This is a genomic window from Achromobacter sp. UBA4530, from assembly GCF_002388205.1.
GTDB lineage: Bacteria > Pseudomonadota > Gammaproteobacteria > Burkholderiales > Burkholderiaceae_B > Achromobacter > Achromobacter animicus.
Window position 1 is genome coordinate 1 of record NZ_DGMA01000024.1, and the last position, 18,991, is coordinate 18,991.

Sequence of the window (18,991 nt, forward strand, 5' to 3'; positions counted from 1 at the left end):
CGCGCGCCCCAGGCCGACGCCACGCCGGGCTCGGGTGGTTTGAACTTGCCGATCGCTGGGGCGGGCTGAGTTTTTTTTAGGTTCTTGCCTGCGTTTGCGCATGTTTGAAGCAGCTTGCGGGGCCCGCGCCCGGTTGGCCGCGCGGGCGGCCTCCGGGCGCTTACGCGGTGTATTGCGTCCGGGGATGACGCTTCGCGCTTGCGGTGGGCGGCGGCGCGTTGCCTCCGGTGTCTGACACCCTGTCCGTGGGTCCCTCGGGGATCTGGACGGGTGGCGAAAAGTGCGCCGGTGTCTGACACCCTTGGGGCACATCCGCGGCATGACTGCAGTCTCCGCAGGGTGTCAGACACCTTGTCCGCGTGACTTGGGCGGATGGGTTGGCGGCCGCTGCCATAAAATGCGCTCCATGAACTCGCCCGAACTCATTCCCGAACCCGCCGATCTCGACCGTCGTTTCGGCGCGCTGTCGCGCCTCTATGGTCCTGACGCGCCCTCCCGCATCCGCAATGCCCACGTTGCCGTCGCCGGCCTGGGCGGGGTTGGCTCGTGGACCGTCGAAGCGCTGGCGCGGTGTGGGGTGGGGGCGTTGACGTTGATCGATCTGGATCACATTGCCGAGTCCAACGTCAATCGGCAGATCCATGCGTTGAGTTCGACGCTGGGGCAGTCGAAGGTGGATGCGATGGCTGAGCGGGTGCTGGCGATCAATCCGGAATGCCGGATCACGCGGGTGGATGACTTTGTCTCGCCGGAGAACGTGGGTGAGGTGTTGCCGGGGCCTTATACGGTCATCATCGACTGCACCGATCAGGCGGCCGCGAAGATCGCGATGATTCTCCACGCGCGCAAGCTGGGCGTGCCGATGCTGCTGTGTGGCGGCGCGGGCGGGAAGACGGATCCGTTGGCGTTGCGGGCGGGGGATCTGTCGGGGGCGGTCAATGATGCGCTGCTGTCCAAGCTGCGCAACAAGCTGCGGCGAGAGCATGGGTTTCCGCGGGCGTCGGACAAGAACGGCAAGGCGCTCAAGCGGGTGCCGAAGATGGGCGTGCATGCGTTGTGGTTTGACCAGCCTGCGATCTTGCCGGATGCGTGGACCCGGCCGGTCGAGGGCGAGGACGACATGGGCGCGTCGGGGATGACGCTGGCGCCGCAAGGTTTGTCGTGCGCGGGCTATGGGTCGGTGGTTACCGTGACGGCTGCCATGGGCATGGCGGCGGCGAACGAGGCGTTGCGGCTGGCGGTTTGAGGGCCGCCGGGGCGGCGGCGCCTCAATTTCTGAGCGCTGCGGTGCGTCAACGGACTGGCGTCTTGTGGTCGCCGCGCCCAGCGCCCGTAAATCAAAGCGCCACGAACACGACGCCATCCTCAATACGCACGGGATAGGTCGCGATGTTCTCCCGCAGTGGCGAGCACAGGGCGCGGCCGTCGCGCACGTCGAAGCGGCCCTGGTGCAGCGGGCATTCGATTTCGTGGCCGGTCAGGAAGCCGTCGCACAGCCTGGCATTGCCGTGCGTACAAAGGTTGTCGGTGGCGTAGACCTGGCCTTCGACGCCGTATAGCGCGATTTCTTTTCCGCCTGCCTCTACGGCGATGACGTCTTCTTCGGGGACTTCATCGCGTTCAATCGCCTTTGTCCATTGCACAGTCATTGTTCGTCTCCGGGTCAGATGGGATAGATCAGCGAGTTGGGGATCAGCTCGCTGTCGAAGATGCACAGCCGCGATTCGAATTTGAGACCGTCGGGGGTCTGGCGGATCACGTCGAGGTAGCGGCCTACGTTGAAGACGGTGGTGAGCTGGCTGGGCTTGGTGCGGAAGATGGCGTAGTTGGCTTCGGACTCGATTCGGTCGTCCTGCGCCAGCAGCACGCGCGGGGCGCCGACGACGTGGCGCTGGTAATAGGGGTCGTGGAAGATGGTTTCGGTGGCGCCGTAGATGCGGTCCTTCAGCATGCCGCGGCTCTCGAACGCCATGGTCGCCAGCGGAAATCCGCGTTCGTAGTTTTCGCGCGGCAGCACTTTGTAGATGCAGTCTTCCGTGAAGAAGTCGGGCCACTTTTCCCATTCGCCGGCGTCCAGGGCGGCGGCGTAGTCGGTGTACAGGCGGGTGAGTTGGTAGTAGCGCGGAAAGTCCAGCATGTCACGCCTCCATCACGCGGCGCCAGTACGCGTACATGCCGCGTATCAGCGTTTCGGTGACCATGTGGTCGGTGTTTTCGGCGGTCTTGCCGCCCAGTTCGGCGACGGTGCGGTGCCAGGGCTTTTGTTCAAAGCCGGATTGCGAGAATTCGATGACTTCGCCGTCGTCGGCGGACACGAAGCCGGCGGGGCCGAAGAGGTTGGCCTGGCGCAGGCGGCGCTGGGTCATTTCGGGGGTGTCGTCGGCAAAGCCGAAATGGGTCCAGACGAAGTCAAAGGCGTCGTGGCCGACGGGCTGGATGTGACGGGTGGACAGCGAATTCACCTGCTGCTGGATGATGACGCTGGGGAACAGCGTCATGAGCACGGCGGTGGGGCCGTTCCACCAGGGTTCCTGCACGATGTCCAGAAAGCGGTCGTCGTTCAGCGACATCTGTTCCTTGAAGCTGGACACGCCGCTGGTGACGGTGCTTTTGCCACCTTGGCCGCGCGTGGAGATCATGGCGGCGTGGCGGAAATGGCGGTCCATCTTCAGTTCGGACCGGTTGTCCGCGCGCCATAGGCCGAAGGTGACGAACCAGGTGTGCAGGAGGCCGGGGTGATAGGGGTCTTTGATGTTCTCCTGCATCAGCTTCCAGTTGCCGGGAATGCGCTGGCGGCTGTAGCCGTGGATCACCAGTTCGCGGCCGTCGAAGACGCGGTCGAAGTAATGCGCGATGTCGGGGCCCAGATAGTCTTCCAGCGGTTCGACGTCGTGGTCGAAGGACGCGAAGACGACGCCGTTGCGGCAGGCGACCGCAAGTTTCGTCAGGCCGTGTTCTTCGGGCTTGAAGTCGGGCGGCATGCCGCCGTTGATCTTGCCGTCCTGCTTGACGCCGCGGCGGAAGGGCACGCCGATCAGGTTGCCCTGCAGGTCGTAGTTCCATTGGTGGTACGGACAGACGAACTCGGTGCGGTTGCCGGCGCGTTCGCGGCAGAACTGCACGCCGCGATGGGCGCAGACGTTTTCCACGACGCGCACTTCGCCGTCGTTGTCGCGCAGCAGGATGACGGACCGCTCGCCCACGACAGTGCGTTTGAAGTCGCCGGGATTCGGGATTTCGGCCGTGAGGCCCACGTAGCTCCAGTGGCCGCGGTAGAAGAAGCGCTCCAGTTCGCGCTGGTGCAGCGCGGCGTCGGTGTAGACGCCGAACGGAATGCGATGAGAACCGTCGCCTTGCCAGGGCGGGACGAATTGGACGGGGTGTTCGGGGGCGTTCATGGACAGCCCCTGCGACAGGACGTGGCGATGCGATGCGTGCGGACGCGCATGATTTGTCTCCATTTTTCAGCTGGCCGCGTGGCGGCCGGGCAGCGCCTTGCGCGGCTTGGGCGCAGGCGGTTTTTTTGCATCTTCGGGCAGGGCGCCAAATTAATAAATAGAATCTGGCTTATTACATAAATCACCAGAATCAATATTGGTGGAGACAGCCGCATGAACCTGAAAGACGTGGATCTGAATCTGCTCGTCGTCTTCAATGAATTGCACAAGCATGGCCGGGTGTCGGCGGCGGCGGAAAGTCTGGGGATTTCGCAGCCGGGCGTCAGCAATGCGCTGAGCCGGTTGCGCAAGCTGCTGGGCGACGAATTGTTCCTGCGGACCTCCCGCGGCATGGTGCCGACGCCGTATGCCGAGAGCCTGGCCCAGCCGATTGCCGATGCGCTTGCCGCGCTGCAAGGGACGCTGAACGCGCGGGTGGCATTCGATCCCGCGCGCAGCGAGCGTTCGTTTGTGATCGGGGTGAACGACGTGGGCGAGACGTACTTTCTGCCGCGTCTGATGCGGGCGCTGGATCAGGTGGCGCCGGGCGTGACCATCCGCACGGTGCGCACGACGTCGATCGACGTGCGAGACGAAATGGAGCGGGGCCGCATGGATCTGGCCATGGGCTTTCTGCCCGGGCTGAAGGGCGGGTTCTTTCAACGCCGGCTGTTTCGCCAGCCCTATGTGTGCATCTTCCGGCAGGACCATCCGCTGGCGCGATCGGGCGTGTCGGCCCGGCAGTTTCGCGCGGCCGAGCATGTGGCGATCGTGTCCGAGGGCACGGGCCACGGCGTGGTGGACGAGGTGATTGCGCGCGCGGGCATCCGCCGCCGGCTGCGGCTGACGGTGCCGCACTTCATGGCGGTGGGCCCGGTGCTGCAGGCTACCGACATGATCGCGGTGGTGCCGCAGCGCTTTGCCGACTGCGCGTGCGGCCCGTTCGGTCTGGCCGCCGCGCCCTGTCCGGTGAAGATTCCGGAGTCCGTCATCAACGTGTTCTGGCACGCCCGCAACCACCGCGAAGCCGCCAACCAGTGGCTCCGGCAGGTGGTGGTGGACGTGTTTGCGGATTGAGTCCGCGTCTTCAGAACTGCATCTGCGCCGACAGCGCGACGCTGCGTGGACTGCCGAGGTAGTAGCTGTTGAGCCAGTAGTCCCGGCCGGTGACGTTGTTGACGTTCAGGCGCAGCGTGAGCGGCCGCCCGGAGACCTGGGCCGCATAGCGCAGGCCGACGTCGAACGTGGTGTAGGACGGCAGGCGGCTGACGTTGGTGGCGGACGACCACTGCTTGCCGACGTGGTAGACGCCGCCCGTGACGCTGAGGCCGGGCGCGAAGGGCAGGGCGTATTCGGAGTAGAGCTTGGCCATGAACTTGGGCACGTTCAAGGGATCCTTGCCGTCGTTGGCGCCGCCTTCGACGCGGGCATGCAGCCAGGTGGCGCCGCCCACGACCGTCCATGCGGGCGTGACCTTCCCGATGGCCGAGACCTCCGCGCCGCGGTGGCGCTGCACGCCGTCCTGGCCGTAGACGTTGGAATCGTTGGTGTATTCGTAGGCCTTCTCGATGTCGAACAGCGCGCCGCTCACGAGCACGCCGCCGACCTCGGCCTTCAGGCCCAATTCCTTCTGCTTGCTGCGCATAGGCGCCATGACCTGCAGCGCGTTCGCGGCGTCTTCGGGCGCCACGCCGCCTTGTTCCAGACCTTCGATGTAGGTGGCGTACGCCGTCATCCACGGCACGGGCGTGAAGATCAGCGACGCGTTGGGCGAGTTCCTGCCGCGGTCATAGTCGGGCTGGCTGAGGCTGCCGTCGGCGTTGCGGTCGGTCGTCTGGATGGTGCTGCGGTTGATGCCGACCAGCGCGGACCATTGATCGTTCAAGCGCACCAGATCGCCGATCATGAAGTTGTCGTTGCGGATGCGGCTGGAGAAGTACATCGACTTGGCCGGCGTCGTGGCCCAGTCCGGTTCCGGCACGTGCGTGGGCGAATCCAGGCTGTACGGGCCCTGGTAGCCGGTGCTGGGGAACCACGTGTTCTGCCATTGCCGGTCGGTGTAGCCGTAGTACCCCATCGTGATCTTGTGATCGACCGGGCCCGTGGCGAACGAGATGTCGGCCAGCGCCTGCCATGCCTCGGATTCCGTGCGCGTGGGGCCGACCTTCTGGCGCAGCTGGAAGTATTCGCCGGCGGAGCGCACGGAATTCATCGTGTGGTATTGCACCGGCCGGTCCTGGTATTCGCGCAGGTGGGCCACGCGCAGCGTCAGGTGGTCGCTGGCCTCATACGTGGCCCGGGCCATCCACTTGCGCGTTTCGGTTTCGTCGCGGACCCACGGCTGGCTCCAGTTCTTCTTCGTGTCCAGCGTGGGGCGGGACACGCCGTCGCGGAAGAACCAGTAGGAGTTGGGCGCGTCCATCTTGTAGTCGCCGTAAGACGCGCCCAGCTCCAGCTTGAAGCGGTCGGTGACGTTGAAGTCGAACGCGGCGCTGGCCAGGCTGCGGTCGATCTTCTGATCGTCGACGGCGGTGTCGCCGTCCTGGCGCACCAGGTTGACGCGGTAGCCGACCTTGCCATTGCTGTCGACCGGGCCGCCGAAGTCGCCGTGCACGTAATACTGGCCGCCGCCGTAGTTGCCGACCGTGACGCTGTTCAGGCGCTCCTGCGTGGGGCGCTTGTAGACGTAGTTCACCATCCCGCCGGGCGAGGCCGCGCCGAACAGGAAGCCCGACAGCCCGCTCAGGATTTCGACCCGTTCCTTGTCTTCGATGGATGCCGCAAAGCCGAAGGAGCGGCGCAGGCCTTCTTCGGCGCGATCGTAGCTGTTGAACCCTCGGATCTTCACCATGGGCGCCCAGCCGCTGATCTGGGGCGTCTGCGTCATGGCGGATGGGCTGATCTTGTAGACGTCGTCGGGTGACTGCGCCTGCACGTTCTGCAGCAGTTCGCGCGGCACGACGTTGATGGCGAAGGGCGCGCGCTGCAGGTCCATGCCGCCCAGGGCGCCGACCGACTGCACGAGCGAGGCGCGGTAGCCGTCGCTGGCCAAGCCGTCCTGCTGCAGGGCGGCGTTGGTGGAGCCGGTCACCGTGACGCCGGGCAGCGTCACTACGCCCGGTGCCGAGGGGCTGGGGCGCAGGGTGTACTCGCCGCCGCCGCGGTGGACTGCCTCGAGGCCGGTGCCGACCAGCAGGGCGCCGAATCCACCCGCCACGGAATGGCGGCCGCGCAGGCCGGGGCTGTTGCGGCCGGCGGTCATGGCGGCGTCGACCGACACCTGGATGCCGGCCTGGGCCGCGAACTGGGTGATGACGCGGCTCAGCGCGCCGGGCGCGATGTCGAAGTCGCGGCTGGCCGAGGCGGCCGGCGCGGACTGCGCGTGCACGGGCGAGGTCGCGGAGACGGCAATGCCCAGGAGGGCCGCGGAAATCGCCAGCGACAGCGCGGTGCGGCGGGTAAGGGACGAGGAGTGCATGGAAAGCCTTTCGTGGGGGAAAGAAGAGGGTCTTCACCCCGTATGCCAAACGTGGCATCCGAAAAGGGAACCTCGGTCCTGAAATTTTTTTGCGCCGCGTGGCGTCAGCGCGGCACCACCGTCACCCACCACGGCATGGGCGCCTGGATGCGCACGGGCAGCGTGGCGGCCAGCGCGCTCAGCACCCGGTCCGTGTCGGGCAGCGCATAGGCGCCCACGATGCGCAGGTCGGCCACCTCGGGGGCACAGGCCAGATAGCCGCGCCGGTAGCGGGACAGCTCGGCGATGAAGTCCGCCAGGCGCATGTTCTCGGCGATCAGCAGCCCGCGCGACCAGGATTCGCGCGCCGGTTCGGCGGGCTCGGGGGGCGCGGCGGCCGCCCGGGTGACGCGGGACTGCTGGCCGGCGTGCACGATCAGGGTCGCGGCGCCGGCGGCTTTGGGGCGCACTTCCACCGCGCCCTCGAAGACGGCGACCCGGCTGGCGTCGTCCTCCTGGTAGACCGCGTAGCGCGTGCCGAGCGCGCGCAGCCGCGCCTCGGCGGTGTCGACCACGAAGGGCCGCGCGGGGGACTGCGTGTCCGGCGCGGTGCTGACCAGGATCTCTCCGGCCACCAGCACCACGCGGCGCAACTGCGGTCCGTAGTCCACGTCGACCGCGCTGCCGGTGTTGAGCCACAAGGTGCCGCCGTCGGCCAACTGGATCTGGCGGCGTTCGCCCACGCTGGTGTGATGGGCGGCGGTCCAGGCGCGCCAAGGCGTGGTCTGGGATGCGGCCCAGACGCCCAGGCCGGTGCCGCAGAGCGCCGTCAGCATCTTCAGGGCGCTGCGGCGCTGCGAGCGTTTTGCCGCGGCGGCGTCCAGCATGCGATGCGCGGTGGGCTTGTCCACGCTCGGCAGGTCGTCGAACTTGCCGCTGATGGCCTCCACGCGGTGCCAGGCGGCCTGATGCATGGGATCGGCGTCATGCCACTGGCGCCAGCGCTGGCGCTCGCCGGGCGGCACCGCGGGGGCGCGCAGCACGGCGAACCACTCGGCGGCCTCCTGCAGCACCTTGAAGCTGGGCGCGCTGGGTGCGGGCGTCATGGTGCGGTGGCCGCCAGGCTGGAAGTCAGGCAGTGCAGCATCGCCTGCGCCATGTACTTCTTGACCATGCGTTCGGACACCGCCAGGCGCGCGGCGATCTCGACGTAGCCCAGGCCCTCCAGGTGCGCCAGCAGAAAGGCCGTGCGGGCCTTGGGATTGAGCTGGTTCAACAGCGCGTCCAGTTCGGACAGCGCGTCCATCAGCAGGGCGCGGTCTTCGGGCGAGGGATGGAGGGTGTCGGCGACGGTGGCCAGCGTGTCGCGGTAGGCGCGTTCCAGATCCTGCCGCCGCCAATGGTTGATGACCAGGCCGCGGGCAATGGTGGTCAGGAACGCGCGCGGTTCGCAGATGGGTTCCTGGTTGCGGAACAGGCGCACGAACGTGTCGTGTGCGATGTCGGCGGCGTCGAAGGTGTTGCCCAGGCGGCGCCGCAACCATTCCTGCAGCCAGCCGTGGTGGTCGCAATACAGGGATTCGATGCAGGCGGGCGCCCCGGGGCGGGAGGAAGACACGATGAAGCCGCTGACATGATGCCAATAAGAATCAGTCGCAATTATTCTTCAGCGGCGCGGCTTTTGCAATGCGCGTTCGCCCCGAGCAGATGTCAGGCGTCGCGGAATGTCACCGTGAACCATCCGCGCAGCGCATTCGACAATCGGATTTCGTCGGCAGCATGCAGGTCCGCCAGCGTCAGGACGCGTTCCTTCGCCTTGCCCGCGTCGAGCAGTTGCGCGCGCTGCACGCCCGGCAGGCAGCCGCTGTCCACGGGCGGGGTGTACCAGACGTCGCCCAGGCGCAGGTATACGTTGCTGCGGCTGCCTTCGCAGAGTTCGCCGCGTTCGTTCAGATAGACCAGATCGAAGATGTGCGGATGCGAAGGCAGCCATTCGATCGTCTTGGTGTACCAGGGGCGGTGCGTGGTCTTGTAGCGCAGCAGCGGTTCGGAGGAGCGCAGCGCCTCGGGCGCCAGCATGACTTCCTGGTGGGCGGGCAGGGGCGGCAGCACGGCGGTCTGGATGTGGCGGCTGCCGTCGCGCGCGACCAGGAGGCGCAGGCGGTGGGGGCCGGCGGAGCCCAGGGACATGACGGCGACGAGGATGTCGCCTTCGACATCGCGGCCGCCCCAGACATAGCCCAGCGCCTTGCATGACGCTTCGAGGCGGTGGAGGTGGCGCGCCAGCAGCGGCACGTTGCCCGAGGCTTCAACCAGGATGGTCTCGATCAATTCAGGTTGCATGGGACTCTCCTGAAATAAGGCGCGGGGCCGGCTGAGTGGGGCCGCGCCAGGCCGGGCTGCGCGGGCCGCGCTCTATGCTACTACCGGCCGTGGGGTTTGCGCCGTCAGGCGCGCAGGATGCGGGCCTTCCAGTGGCATTCCTGCCATTCGCTGGCCGGGTCCGAATCGTAGACGATGCCGCCGCCCACGCTGTAGACGCCGTGGCCCTGCTGGTCCAGGACCAGCGTGCGGATCGCGACGTTGAGCGAGAAGTCGCCATCCGGGGCCAGCCAGCCGATGCTGCCGCAATACAGGCCGCGCGGGGCGGTTTCCATCTGGCGGATGCGGCGCATGGCCGCGACTTTCGGCGCGCCGGTGATCGACCCGCAGGGAAAGAGGGCATGCAGCACGTCCGACAGCGTGGCGTGCGGCGCGGTGGCCGACACGGTGGACGTCATGGTCCAGACCGTGGGGTATCGCTCCAACGAAAACAGCGCGTCGACCTTCACCGAACCCGGCTCGGCCAGCCGTCCGAGGTCGTTGCGCAGCAGGTCCACGATCATCAGGTTCTCGGCGCGGTTCTTGTCGCTGGCCAGCAATTCCCGGCCCAGGCGTTCGTCCTCGGCCGGGTCGGCATGGCGCGGTGCGGTGCCTTTCATGGGCCGGGTCGTCAGCCGGGCGCCCTCGCGCCGCACGAACAGTTCGGGCGAAAACGACAGCACCGTGCGATCCCCGTCCTGGATGTAGGCTGCGTGCGCGACCGGATTGCGCGCTGCGATGCGGCGGTACAGCGTGGCCGGATCGCCCTGGAAGCCGACGTCGAGCGGCTGCGTGAAATTGACCTGATACAGCTCGCCTTCCCGGATCAGGCCGCGAATGGCGTCGATCTGGCGCACGTAGGCGGGCTCGGTCATGCGCGGTGCGGGCAGGCTGATGGACGCCGTGGGCGCGTCGGCATCCGGCGCGTCCCACGGCGCTTCGTCGATCTTGCGGTCGAACACCAGCGCGGTCAGACGGGGGCGCCCGTCGTCGCGCGGCGGCGTCCACGGCCCGGCCGGCGCGGGCCGGGTGGCCTCGGGCAGCAGCCATTCGCCCAGCTCGTAGTCCAGCAGCAGGGCAATCCAGCGGCCTTCGCGCTGCGCGGCGTCGATGGCGGCCAGCGCCGGGGCGACCTCGGCCGCGGCGCGCGCTTCGATCCGGTCGCAAAACCCGTCGAGGCGCAGCGCGCGACCGGCAAGCCGGTCTTCAAAACGGCAATCCATGGTGCGTTACCGCTGTTGTTGCGCAAGGAACTCCGTCAGGACCCGGCCGGTGTGGGAATGGTCGGCCAGCGTCATCACGTGCTCGGGCGAGCCTTCGCCCACCAGTTGCCCGCCGCCCGTGCCACCTTCGGGACCCAGGTCCAGCAGCCAGTCGGCTTCGGCGATGACGTCCAGGTTGTGTTCGATGACCACGACCGTGTTGCCGGCTTCGACCAGGCGGTGCAGCACGTGGATCAGCTTTTCGACGTCGGCCATCGACAGCCCCACCGTGGGCTCGTCCAGCACGTACAGCGTGTGCGGGATGCGCGAGGCGCGGCCGGTCTTGATCAGGCCGTCGGTCAGGCGGGCCTTGGACAGCTCGGTCACGAGCTTGATGCGCTGCGCCTCGCCGCCCGACAGCGTCGGCGACGGCTGGCCCAGCGTCAGGTATCCCAGCCCCACGTCCTGCATCAGTTGCAGCGGACGATGGATCTTGGGATGGGCGGCGAAGTAGCCGATGGCGTCGTCCACTTCCATGGACAGCAGTTCGCCGGCGTTCTTGCCGCGCATCTGCACGCTGAGCGTGTCGTTGTTGAAGCGCGCGCCGTTGCACGCGTCGCACGGTACCTTCACGTCGGGCAGGAAGTTCATCTCGATGGTGCGCATGCCCTGGCCTTCGCAGATCGGGCAGCGGCCATCGCCGGTATTGAACGAGAAGCGCGCCGCGGTCCAGCCGCGCATGCGGGCCTCGCGGGTGTCGGCGAACTGTTTGCGCACGTCGTCCCAGAAGCCCACGTAGGTGGCCGGGCACGAGCGCGGCGTCTTGCCGATGGGCGTCTGGTCCACTTCCAGCACGCGGTCGATGGCTTCCCAGCCCGTGATGCTTTCGCAGCCCGCCCAGCCCGGCGCCTTGCCTTGCGAGACGGCCTGCGTCAGGTTGTCCAGCAGCACTTCGCGCGCCAAGGTCGATTTGCCGGAGCCGGACACCCCGGTCACCACGCTCAGGCGGCCCACCGGAATGCGCGCGTCCACGCTGCGCAGGTTGTGCAGGCGTGCGCCGCGGATCTCGATCATGGGCGTGTCGGCCTCGACGGGACGGCGGCCCTGCAGCGGATGCGCCAACGGCGTCTTCAGGTAGCGGCCGGTCACGGATTCGGGCGCGTCGATCACGTCCTGCACCGTGCCTTGCGCCACGACGCGGCCGCCGCGGATGCCCGCGCCCGGCCCGATGTCGATGACGTGCGAGGCGCGGCGAATGGTGTCGTCGTCGTGCTCGACCACCACCAGCGTGTTGCCGTTGCCTTCCAGCCGCGCCAGCGCGTCCAGCAGGATGCGGTTGTCGCGCGGGTGCAGGCCGATGGTGGGTTCGTCCAGCACGTAGCAGACGCCCTGCAGGTTGGAGCCCAGTTGCGCGGCCAGCCGGATGCGCTGCGCCTCGCCGCCGGACAGCGTGGGCGCGGCGCGGTCCAGCGCCAGGTAGTTCAGGCCCACTTCCTGCATGAAGTTCAGGCGGCCGCGGATCTCGGCCAGGATGTCGCGGGCAATTTCGCCTTCGCGGCCGCGCGCCACCAGTCCGGTAAAGAAGGTGTGTGCGTCCGACACCGGCAGCGAGGCCAGTTCGGCAATCGACTTGTCGCGCCAGCGCACGGCGCGCGCCACGCGGTTCAGCCGCTGGCCATCGCATTGCGTGCAGGTCTTGGCCTCGCCTTCGTACCACGCGTTCCAGGCAGTTTCCTCGCCGGTCTGCTCTTCGTCAAAGCCCTGCAATTGCAGGCCCGTGCCGTAGCAGCCCGTGCACCAGCCGTGCTTGGAGTTGTACGAGAACAGGCGCGGATCGGGTTCGGGGAAGCTGGTGCCGCAGGACGGGCACGCGCGCTTGACCGAGAAATGCTGCTGCTGCAGTTCGCTGTTCAGCGCCTCGTGCAGCTTGTTGACGGGCCACACGACCGACATCACGCCCTGGCCGTTTTCCAGCGCGCTCTTGACGGCGGCGCGCAGGTCGGCCTCGTTGGCCGGGTCCACCACCACGTCTGCCACCGGCAGTTCGATGGTGTGTTCCTTGTAGCGGTCCAGGCGCGGCCACGGCGCCACGGGAATGAATTCGCCGTCAACGCGCAGATGGGAATGGCCCTTTGAGCCCGCCCACTTGGCCAGATCCGTGTAATAGCCCTTGCGTGCGGTGACCAGCGGCGCCAGCAGGCCGATGTGCTCGCCCTTGTGCTCGCGCAACAGGCGCGCCACGATCTGGTCCGTGTTCTGGGGTTCAACCGCGACATTGCAGTCCGGGCAGTATTGCGTGCCCAGTTTCACGTACAGCAACCGCAGGAAGTGATGGATTTCCGTCATCGTGGCCACGGTGGACTTGCGGCCGCCGCGGCTGGTGCGCTGTTCGATCGCCACGGTGGGCGGGATGCCGAAGATGGCGTCCACGTCCGGCTTGCCGGCCGGCTGCACGATGGCGCGCGCGTAGGCGTTCAGCGATTCCAGATAACGGCGCTGGCCCTCGTTGAACAGGATGTCGAAGGCCAGCGTGGACTTGCCCGACCCCGACACGCCCGTGATGACGGTGAACTTGTCGTGGGGGATCTCGACGCTGATGTTCTTCAGGTTGTGTTCGCGCGCGTTGCGGATCTCGATGGCCATGCTGCCCTGGCGGCGTTCGCGCACCAGGGATTGCAGCGGCGTGCCCTCGCCCGCGCCGTACTCGGCCTGCGGCTCGGCGATGCGCGCGGTCAGGCCGGCCTGTTCGGCCTCCTGCGCGTCGGCATCGCTGCTGACGATGACGTCGGCCTTGCCGCCTGCGACGGTATCGACAGGCAGGATGCAGACTTCATAGTCGCGCAGGGCGGCGCCTGTGTGCGACTTGGGGTTGTCCATCAGATCCTGCGGCGTGCCGGTGCCGAGCACCAGGCCGCCGGCGTCGCCGCCTTCGGGACCCAGGTCGATCAGCCAATCCGCGGCGCGGATCACGTCCAGGTTGTGTTCGATGACCAGCAGCGTGTGGCCGGCGGCCAGCAGCTTGCGGAACGCGCGCATCAGGCGCGCGACGTCGTCGAAGTGCAGGCCGGTGGTGGGTTCGTCGAACAGGAACAGGCTGCCCTTCTTGGCGACCTTGGCGGTGGAGATGCCGCTGCGCGCGGCCTCAGCCAGATGGCCCGCCAGTTTCAGGCGCTGCGCCTCGCCGCCCGACAGGGTCGGCACCGGTTGCCCCAGCCGCACGTATTCCAGGCCCACGTCGGCCAGCGGCGCAAGACCGGTCTGCACGTCGCGCAGGCCCTTGAAGAAGTCCAGGGCCTCGCTGACCGTCATTTCCAGTACCTCGTCGATCGAGGCGCTCTTGCCCAGGTGTTCGACGCGCACTTCCAGGACTTCGGGGCGGAAGCGCTTGCCGTCGCAATCGGGGCAGCGCAGGTACACGTCGGACAGGAACTGCATTTCGACGTGTTCGAAGCCGGTGCCGCCGCAGGTCGGGCAGCGGCCGTCGCCGCCGTTGAAGCTGAATGTGCCCGCCGTGTAGGCGCGCTCACGCGCCAGCGGGGCCTGGGCAAACAGCTTGCGGATCGCGTCGAACGCGCCGACGTAGCTGGCCGGGTTGGAGCGCGCGGTCTTGCCGATGGGGGTCTGGTCCACCATGACGACGTCGGCGATCTGCTCGGCGCCGAGCAGACGGTCGAAGGCGCCCGGCGCTTCCGACGGCTTGCCCTTCTGCTTGAGCAGCGCGGGGTAGAGCACGTCCTGCACCAGCGTGGATTTGCCCGAACCGGACACGCCCGTCACGCAGACCAGGCGGCCCAGCGGCAGCTCGACCGAGACGTTCTTCAGGTTGTGCGCATTGACGCCTTCCAGCAGCAGGCGCGGCGTGTTGGCCGCCACCGGCATCGGACGCGGCGCTTCCACACGCAGGCGGCCGCCGAGATAATCGCCGGTCAGCGAGGGCGCGGCGCGCAGTTGATCAGGCGTGCCGTCGAAGACGATGCGGCCGCCCCGTTCGCCGGGACCGGGGCCGATGTCGATGATGCGGTCCGCGGCCACCATGACCTGCGGATCGTGTTCCACGACCACCAGCGTGTTGCCGGCGTTGCGCAGGCGGTGCATGACTTCGACGACGCGGTGCATGTCGCGCGGGTGCAGGCCGATGGAGGGCTCGTCCAGCACGAACAGCGTGTTCACCAGCGAAGTGCCCAGCGCGGTGGTCAGGTTGATCCGCTGGACCTCGCCGCCCGACAGCGTGCGGCTCTGGCGGTCCAGCGTCAGGTAGCCCAGGCCCACGTCGCACAGGAATTTCAGGCGCGCGCGCACTTCGGTCATCAGCAGGTCGGTGGCGGCGTCCAGCGCGCCCGAGAACGACAGCGTGTCGAAGAACTTACGCACCCGCTCGATCGGCAGCAGCATCACGTCGTGCAGCGACAGGCCGTCCAGACCGTTGAGCTGCTCGCGGCTCCAGGTGGTGCCGACCGGCATGAAGCGCTTGTAGCGGCCGTCTTCGGGCGGCAGCACGGCGTCGGCTTCATCCTTGTTGCCCAGGCGCCAGAGCAGGGCGTCGGGCTTCAGTCGCGCGCCGTTGCAGCTGGGGCAGGGCGTGTAGCTGCGGTACTTGGACAGCAGCACGCGCACGTGCATCTTGTACGACTTGGTTTCCAGCCAGTCGAAGAAGCGCTGCACGCCGTACCACTGGTGCTTCCAGGCGTCGTTGCCGCCCTTCCAGTCGGGCGTGCCGTACAGCACCCAGCGCTTGTGTTCATCGCTCATGTCCTTCCAGGGCACGCCCAGCGGCACGCCCGCGCGGGGGGCGTACTTTTGCAGGTCGTCCTGGCATTCCTTGTAGGACGGCGTGGTCCACGGCTTGATGGCGCCTTCGAGCAGGGTCTTTTTTTCGTCGGGGATGACCAGGCCGAAATCGATGCCGATCACGCGGCCGAAGCCGCGGCAGGCCTCGCAGGCGCCCAGCGGCGAATTGAACGAGAAGCTGCTGGGCAGCGGGTCGGTGTATTCGATGTCGCAATCGGCGCAGTGCAGCCGGTCGCTGTACTTCCAGACATGCGCGTTGCCGCCGTCGGCGTCCATGACGTAGACGGCGATGTGGCCGGCGCCCATGCGCAGCGCCGTGTCCAGCGCTTCCATGATGCGTTCGCGCTCGGTGCCGGCGAAGCGGAAGCGATCCTGGATGACGTGCAGGATGCGGCGTTCTTCAGTGGCGGCCTTGGCGGTCTTCGTGGCCTTGGCCTTCTTGGCGCCCTTGGCGGGCGCGGCGGCGCGGGGCACGGCGGTTTCCTCGGCGTGCACGCGGGTGTAGCCCTGCTGCTCAAGGAAGCCGCGCACTTCGTCTTCGGTGAAGTTGGCCGGCACGGCGATCGGGAAGGTCACCACCAGGCGCGGGTCGCCCGCGGCGGCAGCGCGCTCGGCCAGCGAGTGATAGACGGATTCCGGCGTGTCGCGCCGCACCAGCTTGCCGCAGCCGCGGCAATAGAGCTTGGCGCCGCGCGCGAACAGCAGTTTCAGGTGATCGTTCAGTTCGGTCATCGTGCCGACCGTGCTGCGCGAGCTGCGCACCGGATTGGTCTGGTCGATGGCGATAGCGGGCAGAATGCCCTCGATGCGGTCCACCTGCGGCTTGTCCATGCGGTCCAGGAACTGGCGCGCATAGGGCGAGAACGTTTCCACGTAGCGCCGTTGGCCCTCGGCATAAAGGGTGTCGAAGGCCAGCGAACTTTTACCGGACCCCGACACCCCGGTGACGACGACCAGTTCGCCGGTGGCGATGGTCAGATCCAGGTTCTTGAGATTGTTCTGGCGGGCGCCAACGATGCGGATATGGGAGCTCATGGACGGTATCGTAGCCTGACGAAGGGAGCATGCCGGCGCGGCGATCCATCGCTGGTTCCGGGCGCGTCGATATGGAATAATTGACTATATTGTGAGGCGCATGTCCATATTGTGGACAAACCGCCTCGGTAGCTGTACAAATAAACAGTATCGCAGATTCGTCTGATATTCGCGCTTGCCGCGTTGCGGATCTGGCCTGGGCTATCGCATGTATTTGGGGACATGAGTGCAGGAATCCAAGGTCGCGGGCGCGGCAGCGTTCGGAAAATTCATGGCGGTGCTGCAGGCGGTGGCCGATGCGCCGCAGCCGCCGACGGCCGCCATGCTTGCCCGAGACTGCGGATATCCCCGTCCTACCGTCTACCGCATCCTGGCGGCGCTGGCCGAACAGGGGATGGTCACAGAATCCAGCGGCGCGTATCGCCTGGGGCCGCGCCTGATGTCGCTCGCCAGCAAGGCATGGTCCCAGTTCGATCTGCGCGCCGCGCTGGCGCCCGAACTGCAGGCGCTGCGCGACCAGACTGGCGAAACCGTCCATCTGGCCGTGCCCGCGGGCCACGAGATGATCTACATCGACAAACTGGAAAGCCCCGGCCCCGTGCGCATGGTGTCGCGCGTGGGGGCGTCCGTCGCGCTGCATTCCAGTGCCGTCGGCAAGGCCTATCTGGCCGCGCTGGACGAGCCCGCGCGCGAGCGCCTGCTGCACGCGCTGCCGATGCCGGCCCGGTTGCCCGCCACGCTGACCAGTCTGCCTGCGCTGCGCGAGGCGCTGGGCGTGGCGGCTCAGCGAGGCTACGCTGTCGACACCGAGGAAAACGAACCCGGCATCGTCTGCTACGGCGTCGCGCTGTGCGACGGGGCAGGGCGTCCCGTCGCGGGCGTCAGCGTCAGCACGCTGCTGTTCCGCCGCCGCGGCGATCCGCAGTCCGCCTATATCGAACCCTTGCTGCGGCTGCGTGATGCCGCCGCGGCCAAACTCGCCGTCCTGCCGGTAACGTCCGGCGGCGCCTGATCGTCAGCCCCAGAGGAAATCCATGACCGCAACCGCTGCTCCCATCGCCTCCAAGCTTGCCGCCCTGTTGGCCGCCCGCGTCGTGCCCGTCCTGCGCTACACCGACGCGGCCGCCGCGGCCTATGCCGCCGAAGTCGCGGTGTCGGCCGGCTGCTCCACGCTGGAACTGACCTGGACCATTCCGAACGTCACAGATCTGGTGCGCGCGCTGCGCGACAAGCACGGCGCCAGCCTGCTGCTGGGCGTGGGCACCGTGCTGGACGAGTCGCAAGCGCGCGAGGCGCTGGTGGCGGGCGCCGATTTCCTGGTGTCGCCCGCCCTGGCCCACGAGATCGTGGACATGGCCCACGCCGCCGACGCGCTGTGCATGCTGGGCGCCTTCACCCCGACCGAGGTCCTGGCCGCGCGCCGCGCCGGCGTGGACGTGGTGAAGGTGTTCCCGGCGGACACCGGCGGCCCCAAGCACCTGGCTGCGCTGAAGTCGGTGTACCCGGACACGATCTTCTGCCCCACGGGCGGCATCACGCAGGAAAACATGGGTACGTATTTCGCGGCCGGCGCCGGCCTGGTCGGCATCGGCAGCAACCTCTACGACAAGGCCGCCTTCGCGTCGCGCGACACCGCCGCGCTGGTGGCGCAGATCACCCGGACCCGCGAGGCCGCTCATGGCTGACTTCGACATCGTCGCGCTGGGCGAGCCGCTGGTCGAGCTGAACCAGACGCACGAAGGCCAGCGGCAATACCTGCAGGGTTTCGGCGGCGACACCTCCAACGCGGTGATCGCAGCCGCCCGCCAGGGCGCGCGCTGCGCGTATCTGACCCGGGTCGGCAACGACGCCTTCGGCAAGCAGTTTCTGGACCTGTGGCAGAACGAGGGCGTCGACACGTCCGGAGTGGAGGTCGACGATGACGCGCACACCGGCCTGTACTTCGTGCAGCACGGACCTGACGGCCATGCTTTCAGCTATCTGCGGCGCGGCTCGGCCGCCAGCCTGATGACGCCGGCCAGCCTGGACGCGGGCCTGATCGAACGCACGCGTTTCCTGCACGTGTCGGGCATCAGCATGGCTATCAGCACCACCGCGTGCGATACGGTCTTCGCCGCCATCGAGCGCGCGCATGCCGCTGGCGCGCAGGTCAGCCTGGATTCCAATCTGCGGTTGCGCCTGTGGCCCGTGGACCGCGCCCGTGCCATCCTGCGCGAAGCCATGCGCACGGCGGACGTGTTTCTGCCCAGCATGGACGACATGCAGCACCTGACCGGCAACGACGACCCGGAGCGCACGCTGGACTGGATTCGCGACGGCGGCGCGCCGGGCGTGGTGGTTCTGAAGCTTGGCAAAGACGGCTCCATCATCGACGACGGCCGCACGCGCGCGGCGATGCCGGCGCTGCGGGTGCAGGCGGTGGACGCGACCGGCGCGGGCGACTGCTTTGGCGGCAGCCTGCTGGCGCGGCGTTGCCAGGGCGATGCCTGGGAAGACGCCGTGCGTTATGCCAATGCGGCGGCGGCGCTGTCCACGCTGGGCTACGGCGCGGTCGATCCGCTGCCGCGGGCGGAGCAGGTGTGGGAACGGCTGAAGGAAACGTCGGGCTGAGCGCGGCAGGGCGGCGGTGCAGCGGGCTGAGACGGACCGCGATCCAGCCATATTGCGCCGCGCCTTGGCGCCTTGGCGTATCCGCCGCCGATTTGTCCCTG

General features: G+C 67.7%; 14 protein-coding genes. 5 read left to right on the forward strand and 9 right to left on the reverse strand.

Annotation, left to right across the window (positions count from 1 at the left end; translation table 11 throughout):
- Nucleotides 1-397 precede the first annotated feature (397 nt).
- The gene (locus B2W22_RS16455) at nt 398-1,246 is read left to right on the forward strand and encodes a tRNA threonylcarbamoyladenosine dehydratase (protein ID WP_370647843.1); all 849 of its coding nucleotides are present in this window, start codon (nt 398-400) and stop codon (nt 1,244-1,246) included.
- 91 nt (nt 1,247-1,337) lie between these two features.
- On the opposite strand, the gene B2W22_RS16460 is transcribed toward B2W22_RS16455, so the two are convergent.
- From B2W22_RS16460 to B2W22_RS16470, 3 genes are read right to left on the reverse strand one after another with little or no spacing between them, the layout of a single operon-like run.
- The gene (locus B2W22_RS16460; protein ID WP_175138836.1) at nt 1,338-1,649 is read right to left on the reverse strand and encodes a non-heme iron oxygenase ferredoxin subunit; all 312 of its coding nucleotides are present in this window, start codon (nt 1,647-1,649) and stop codon (nt 1,338-1,340) included.
- Nucleotides 1,650-1,663: 14 nt separating this feature from the next.
- Nucleotides 1,664-2,137, reverse strand: a complete 474-nt coding sequence (locus tag B2W22_RS16465) for an aromatic-ring-hydroxylating dioxygenase subunit beta (RefSeq protein WP_175123243.1) — start codon at nt 2,135-2,137, stop codon at nt 1,664-1,666.
- A 1-nt stretch (nt 2,138) separates the two neighbouring features.
- Nucleotides 2,139-3,398: an aromatic ring-hydroxylating dioxygenase subunit alpha gene (locus tag B2W22_RS16470; RefSeq protein ID WP_286938800.1), complete on the reverse strand. Its 1,260-nt coding sequence runs from the start codon at nt 3,396-3,398 to the stop codon at nt 2,139-2,141.
- Between the two features lie 213 nt (nt 3,399-3,611).
- On the opposite strand from B2W22_RS16470, the gene B2W22_RS16475 reads away from it, so the two are divergent.
- Nucleotides 3,612-4,514 carry a LysR family transcriptional regulator gene (locus B2W22_RS16475; protein ID WP_191577759.1) on the forward strand — a complete coding sequence of 301 codons (903 nt, stop codon included), beginning with the start codon at nt 3,612-3,614 and terminating at the stop codon, nt 4,512-4,514.
- A gap of 10 nt (nt 4,515-4,524) precedes the next feature.
- Here the strand turns inward: B2W22_RS16475 and B2W22_RS16480 are convergent, their stop codons facing one another.
- The 6 genes from B2W22_RS16480 to uvrA form a co-directional block, all read right to left on the reverse strand.
- A complete protein-coding gene (locus tag B2W22_RS16480; protein ID WP_286938802.1) occupies nt 4,525-6,915 on the reverse strand; it encodes a TonB-dependent receptor in 2,391 nt (796 codons plus the stop codon).
- 104 nt (nt 6,916-7,019) lie between these two features.
- A complete protein-coding gene (locus B2W22_RS16485; protein WP_286938803.1) occupies nt 7,020-8,000 on the reverse strand; it encodes a FecR domain-containing protein in 981 nt (326 codons plus the stop codon).
- Nucleotides 7,997-8,512, reverse strand: a complete 516-nt coding sequence (locus tag B2W22_RS16490; protein ID WP_175123236.1) for a sigma-70 family RNA polymerase sigma factor — start codon at nt 8,510-8,512, stop codon at nt 7,997-7,999. The genes B2W22_RS16485 and B2W22_RS16490 overlap by 4 nt, the downstream gene beginning before the upstream one ends.
- A gap of 92 nt (nt 8,513-8,604) precedes the next feature.
- Nucleotides 8,605-9,237, reverse strand: a complete 633-nt coding sequence (locus tag B2W22_RS16495; protein ID WP_286938807.1) for an aminotransferase class IV family protein — start codon at nt 9,235-9,237, stop codon at nt 8,605-8,607.
- Nucleotides 9,238-9,341: 104 nt separating this feature from the next.
- Nucleotides 9,342-10,478 (reverse strand): aminodeoxychorismate synthase component I, encoded by a 1,137-nt coding sequence (locus tag B2W22_RS16500; protein WP_286938809.1) that lies wholly within the window; start codon nt 10,476-10,478, stop codon nt 9,342-9,344.
- A gap of 6 nt (nt 10,479-10,484) precedes the next feature.
- The gene (gene uvrA / locus B2W22_RS16505; RefSeq protein ID WP_286938810.1) at nt 10,485-16,280 is read right to left on the reverse strand and encodes an excinuclease ABC subunit UvrA; all 5,796 of its coding nucleotides are present in this window, start codon (nt 16,278-16,280) and stop codon (nt 10,485-10,487) included.
- Between the two features lie 226 nt (nt 16,281-16,506).
- Between uvrA and B2W22_RS16510 the strand changes: the two genes are divergently transcribed.
- Genes B2W22_RS16510 through B2W22_RS16520 form a run of 3 tightly spaced genes read left to right on the forward strand, consistent with a single transcriptional unit; the run spans nt 16,507 to nt 18,890 of the window.
- On the forward strand, nt 16,507-17,292 hold the full coding sequence (locus B2W22_RS16510) for an IclR family transcriptional regulator (RefSeq protein ID WP_286938812.1): 786 nt from the start codon (nt 16,507-16,509) through the stop codon (nt 17,290-17,292).
- Nucleotides 17,293-17,314: 22 nt separating this feature from the next.
- On the forward strand, nt 17,315-17,965 hold the full coding sequence (locus tag B2W22_RS16515; protein WP_286938814.1) for a bifunctional 4-hydroxy-2-oxoglutarate aldolase/2-dehydro-3-deoxy-phosphogluconate aldolase: 651 nt from the start codon (nt 17,315-17,317) through the stop codon (nt 17,963-17,965).
- Nucleotides 17,958-18,890: a sugar kinase gene (locus B2W22_RS16520; RefSeq protein WP_286938815.1), complete on the forward strand. Its 933-nt coding sequence runs from the start codon at nt 17,958-17,960 to the stop codon at nt 18,888-18,890. The genes B2W22_RS16515 and B2W22_RS16520 overlap by 8 nt, the downstream gene beginning before the upstream one ends.
- The last annotated feature ends 101 nt before the right edge of the window (nt 18,891-18,991 follow it).

Bases quoted from the DNA above. Each gene is read 5' to 3' on its own strand.
- B2W22_RS16495 (WP_286938807.1), bottom strand. From the start codon at position 9,237: ATGCAACCTGAATTGATCGAGACCATCCTGGTTGAAGCCTCGGGCAAC.
- B2W22_RS16455 (WP_370647843.1), top strand. From the start codon at position 398: ATGCGCTCCATGAACTCGCCCGAACTCATTCCCGAACCCGCCGATCTC.
- B2W22_RS16485 (WP_286938803.1), bottom strand. From the start codon at position 8,000: ATGACGCCCGCACCCAGCGCGCCCAGCTTCAAGGTGCTGCAGGAGGCC.
- B2W22_RS16520 (WP_286938815.1), top strand. From the start codon at position 17,958: ATGGCTGACTTCGACATCGTCGCGCTGGGCGAGCCGCTGGTCGAGCTG.
- B2W22_RS16515 (WP_286938814.1), top strand. From the start codon at position 17,315: ATGACCGCAACCGCTGCTCCCATCGCCTCCAAGCTTGCCGCCCTGTTG.
- B2W22_RS16460 (WP_175138836.1), bottom strand. From the start codon at position 1,649: ATGACTGTGCAATGGACAAAGGCGATTGAACGCGATGAAGTCCCCGAA.
- B2W22_RS16475 (WP_191577759.1), top strand. From the start codon at position 3,612: ATGAACCTGAAAGACGTGGATCTGAATCTGCTCGTCGTCTTCAATGAA.
- B2W22_RS16465 (WP_175123243.1), bottom strand. From the start codon at position 2,137: ATGCTGGACTTTCCGCGCTACTACCAACTCACCCGCCTGTACACCGAC.
- B2W22_RS16480 (WP_286938802.1), bottom strand. From the start codon at position 6,915: ATGCACTCCTCGTCCCTTACCCGCCGCACCGCGCTGTCGCTGGCGATT.
- B2W22_RS16500 (WP_286938809.1), bottom strand. From the start codon at position 10,478: ATGGATTGCCGTTTTGAAGACCGGCTTGCCGGTCGCGCGCTGCGCCTC.
- B2W22_RS16470 (WP_286938800.1), bottom strand. From the start codon at position 3,398: ATGAACGCCCCCGAACACCCCGTCCAATTCGTCCCGCCCTGGCAAGGC.
- uvrA (WP_286938810.1), bottom strand. From the start codon at position 16,280: ATGAGCTCCCATATCCGCATCGTTGGCGCCCGCCAGAACAATCTCAAG.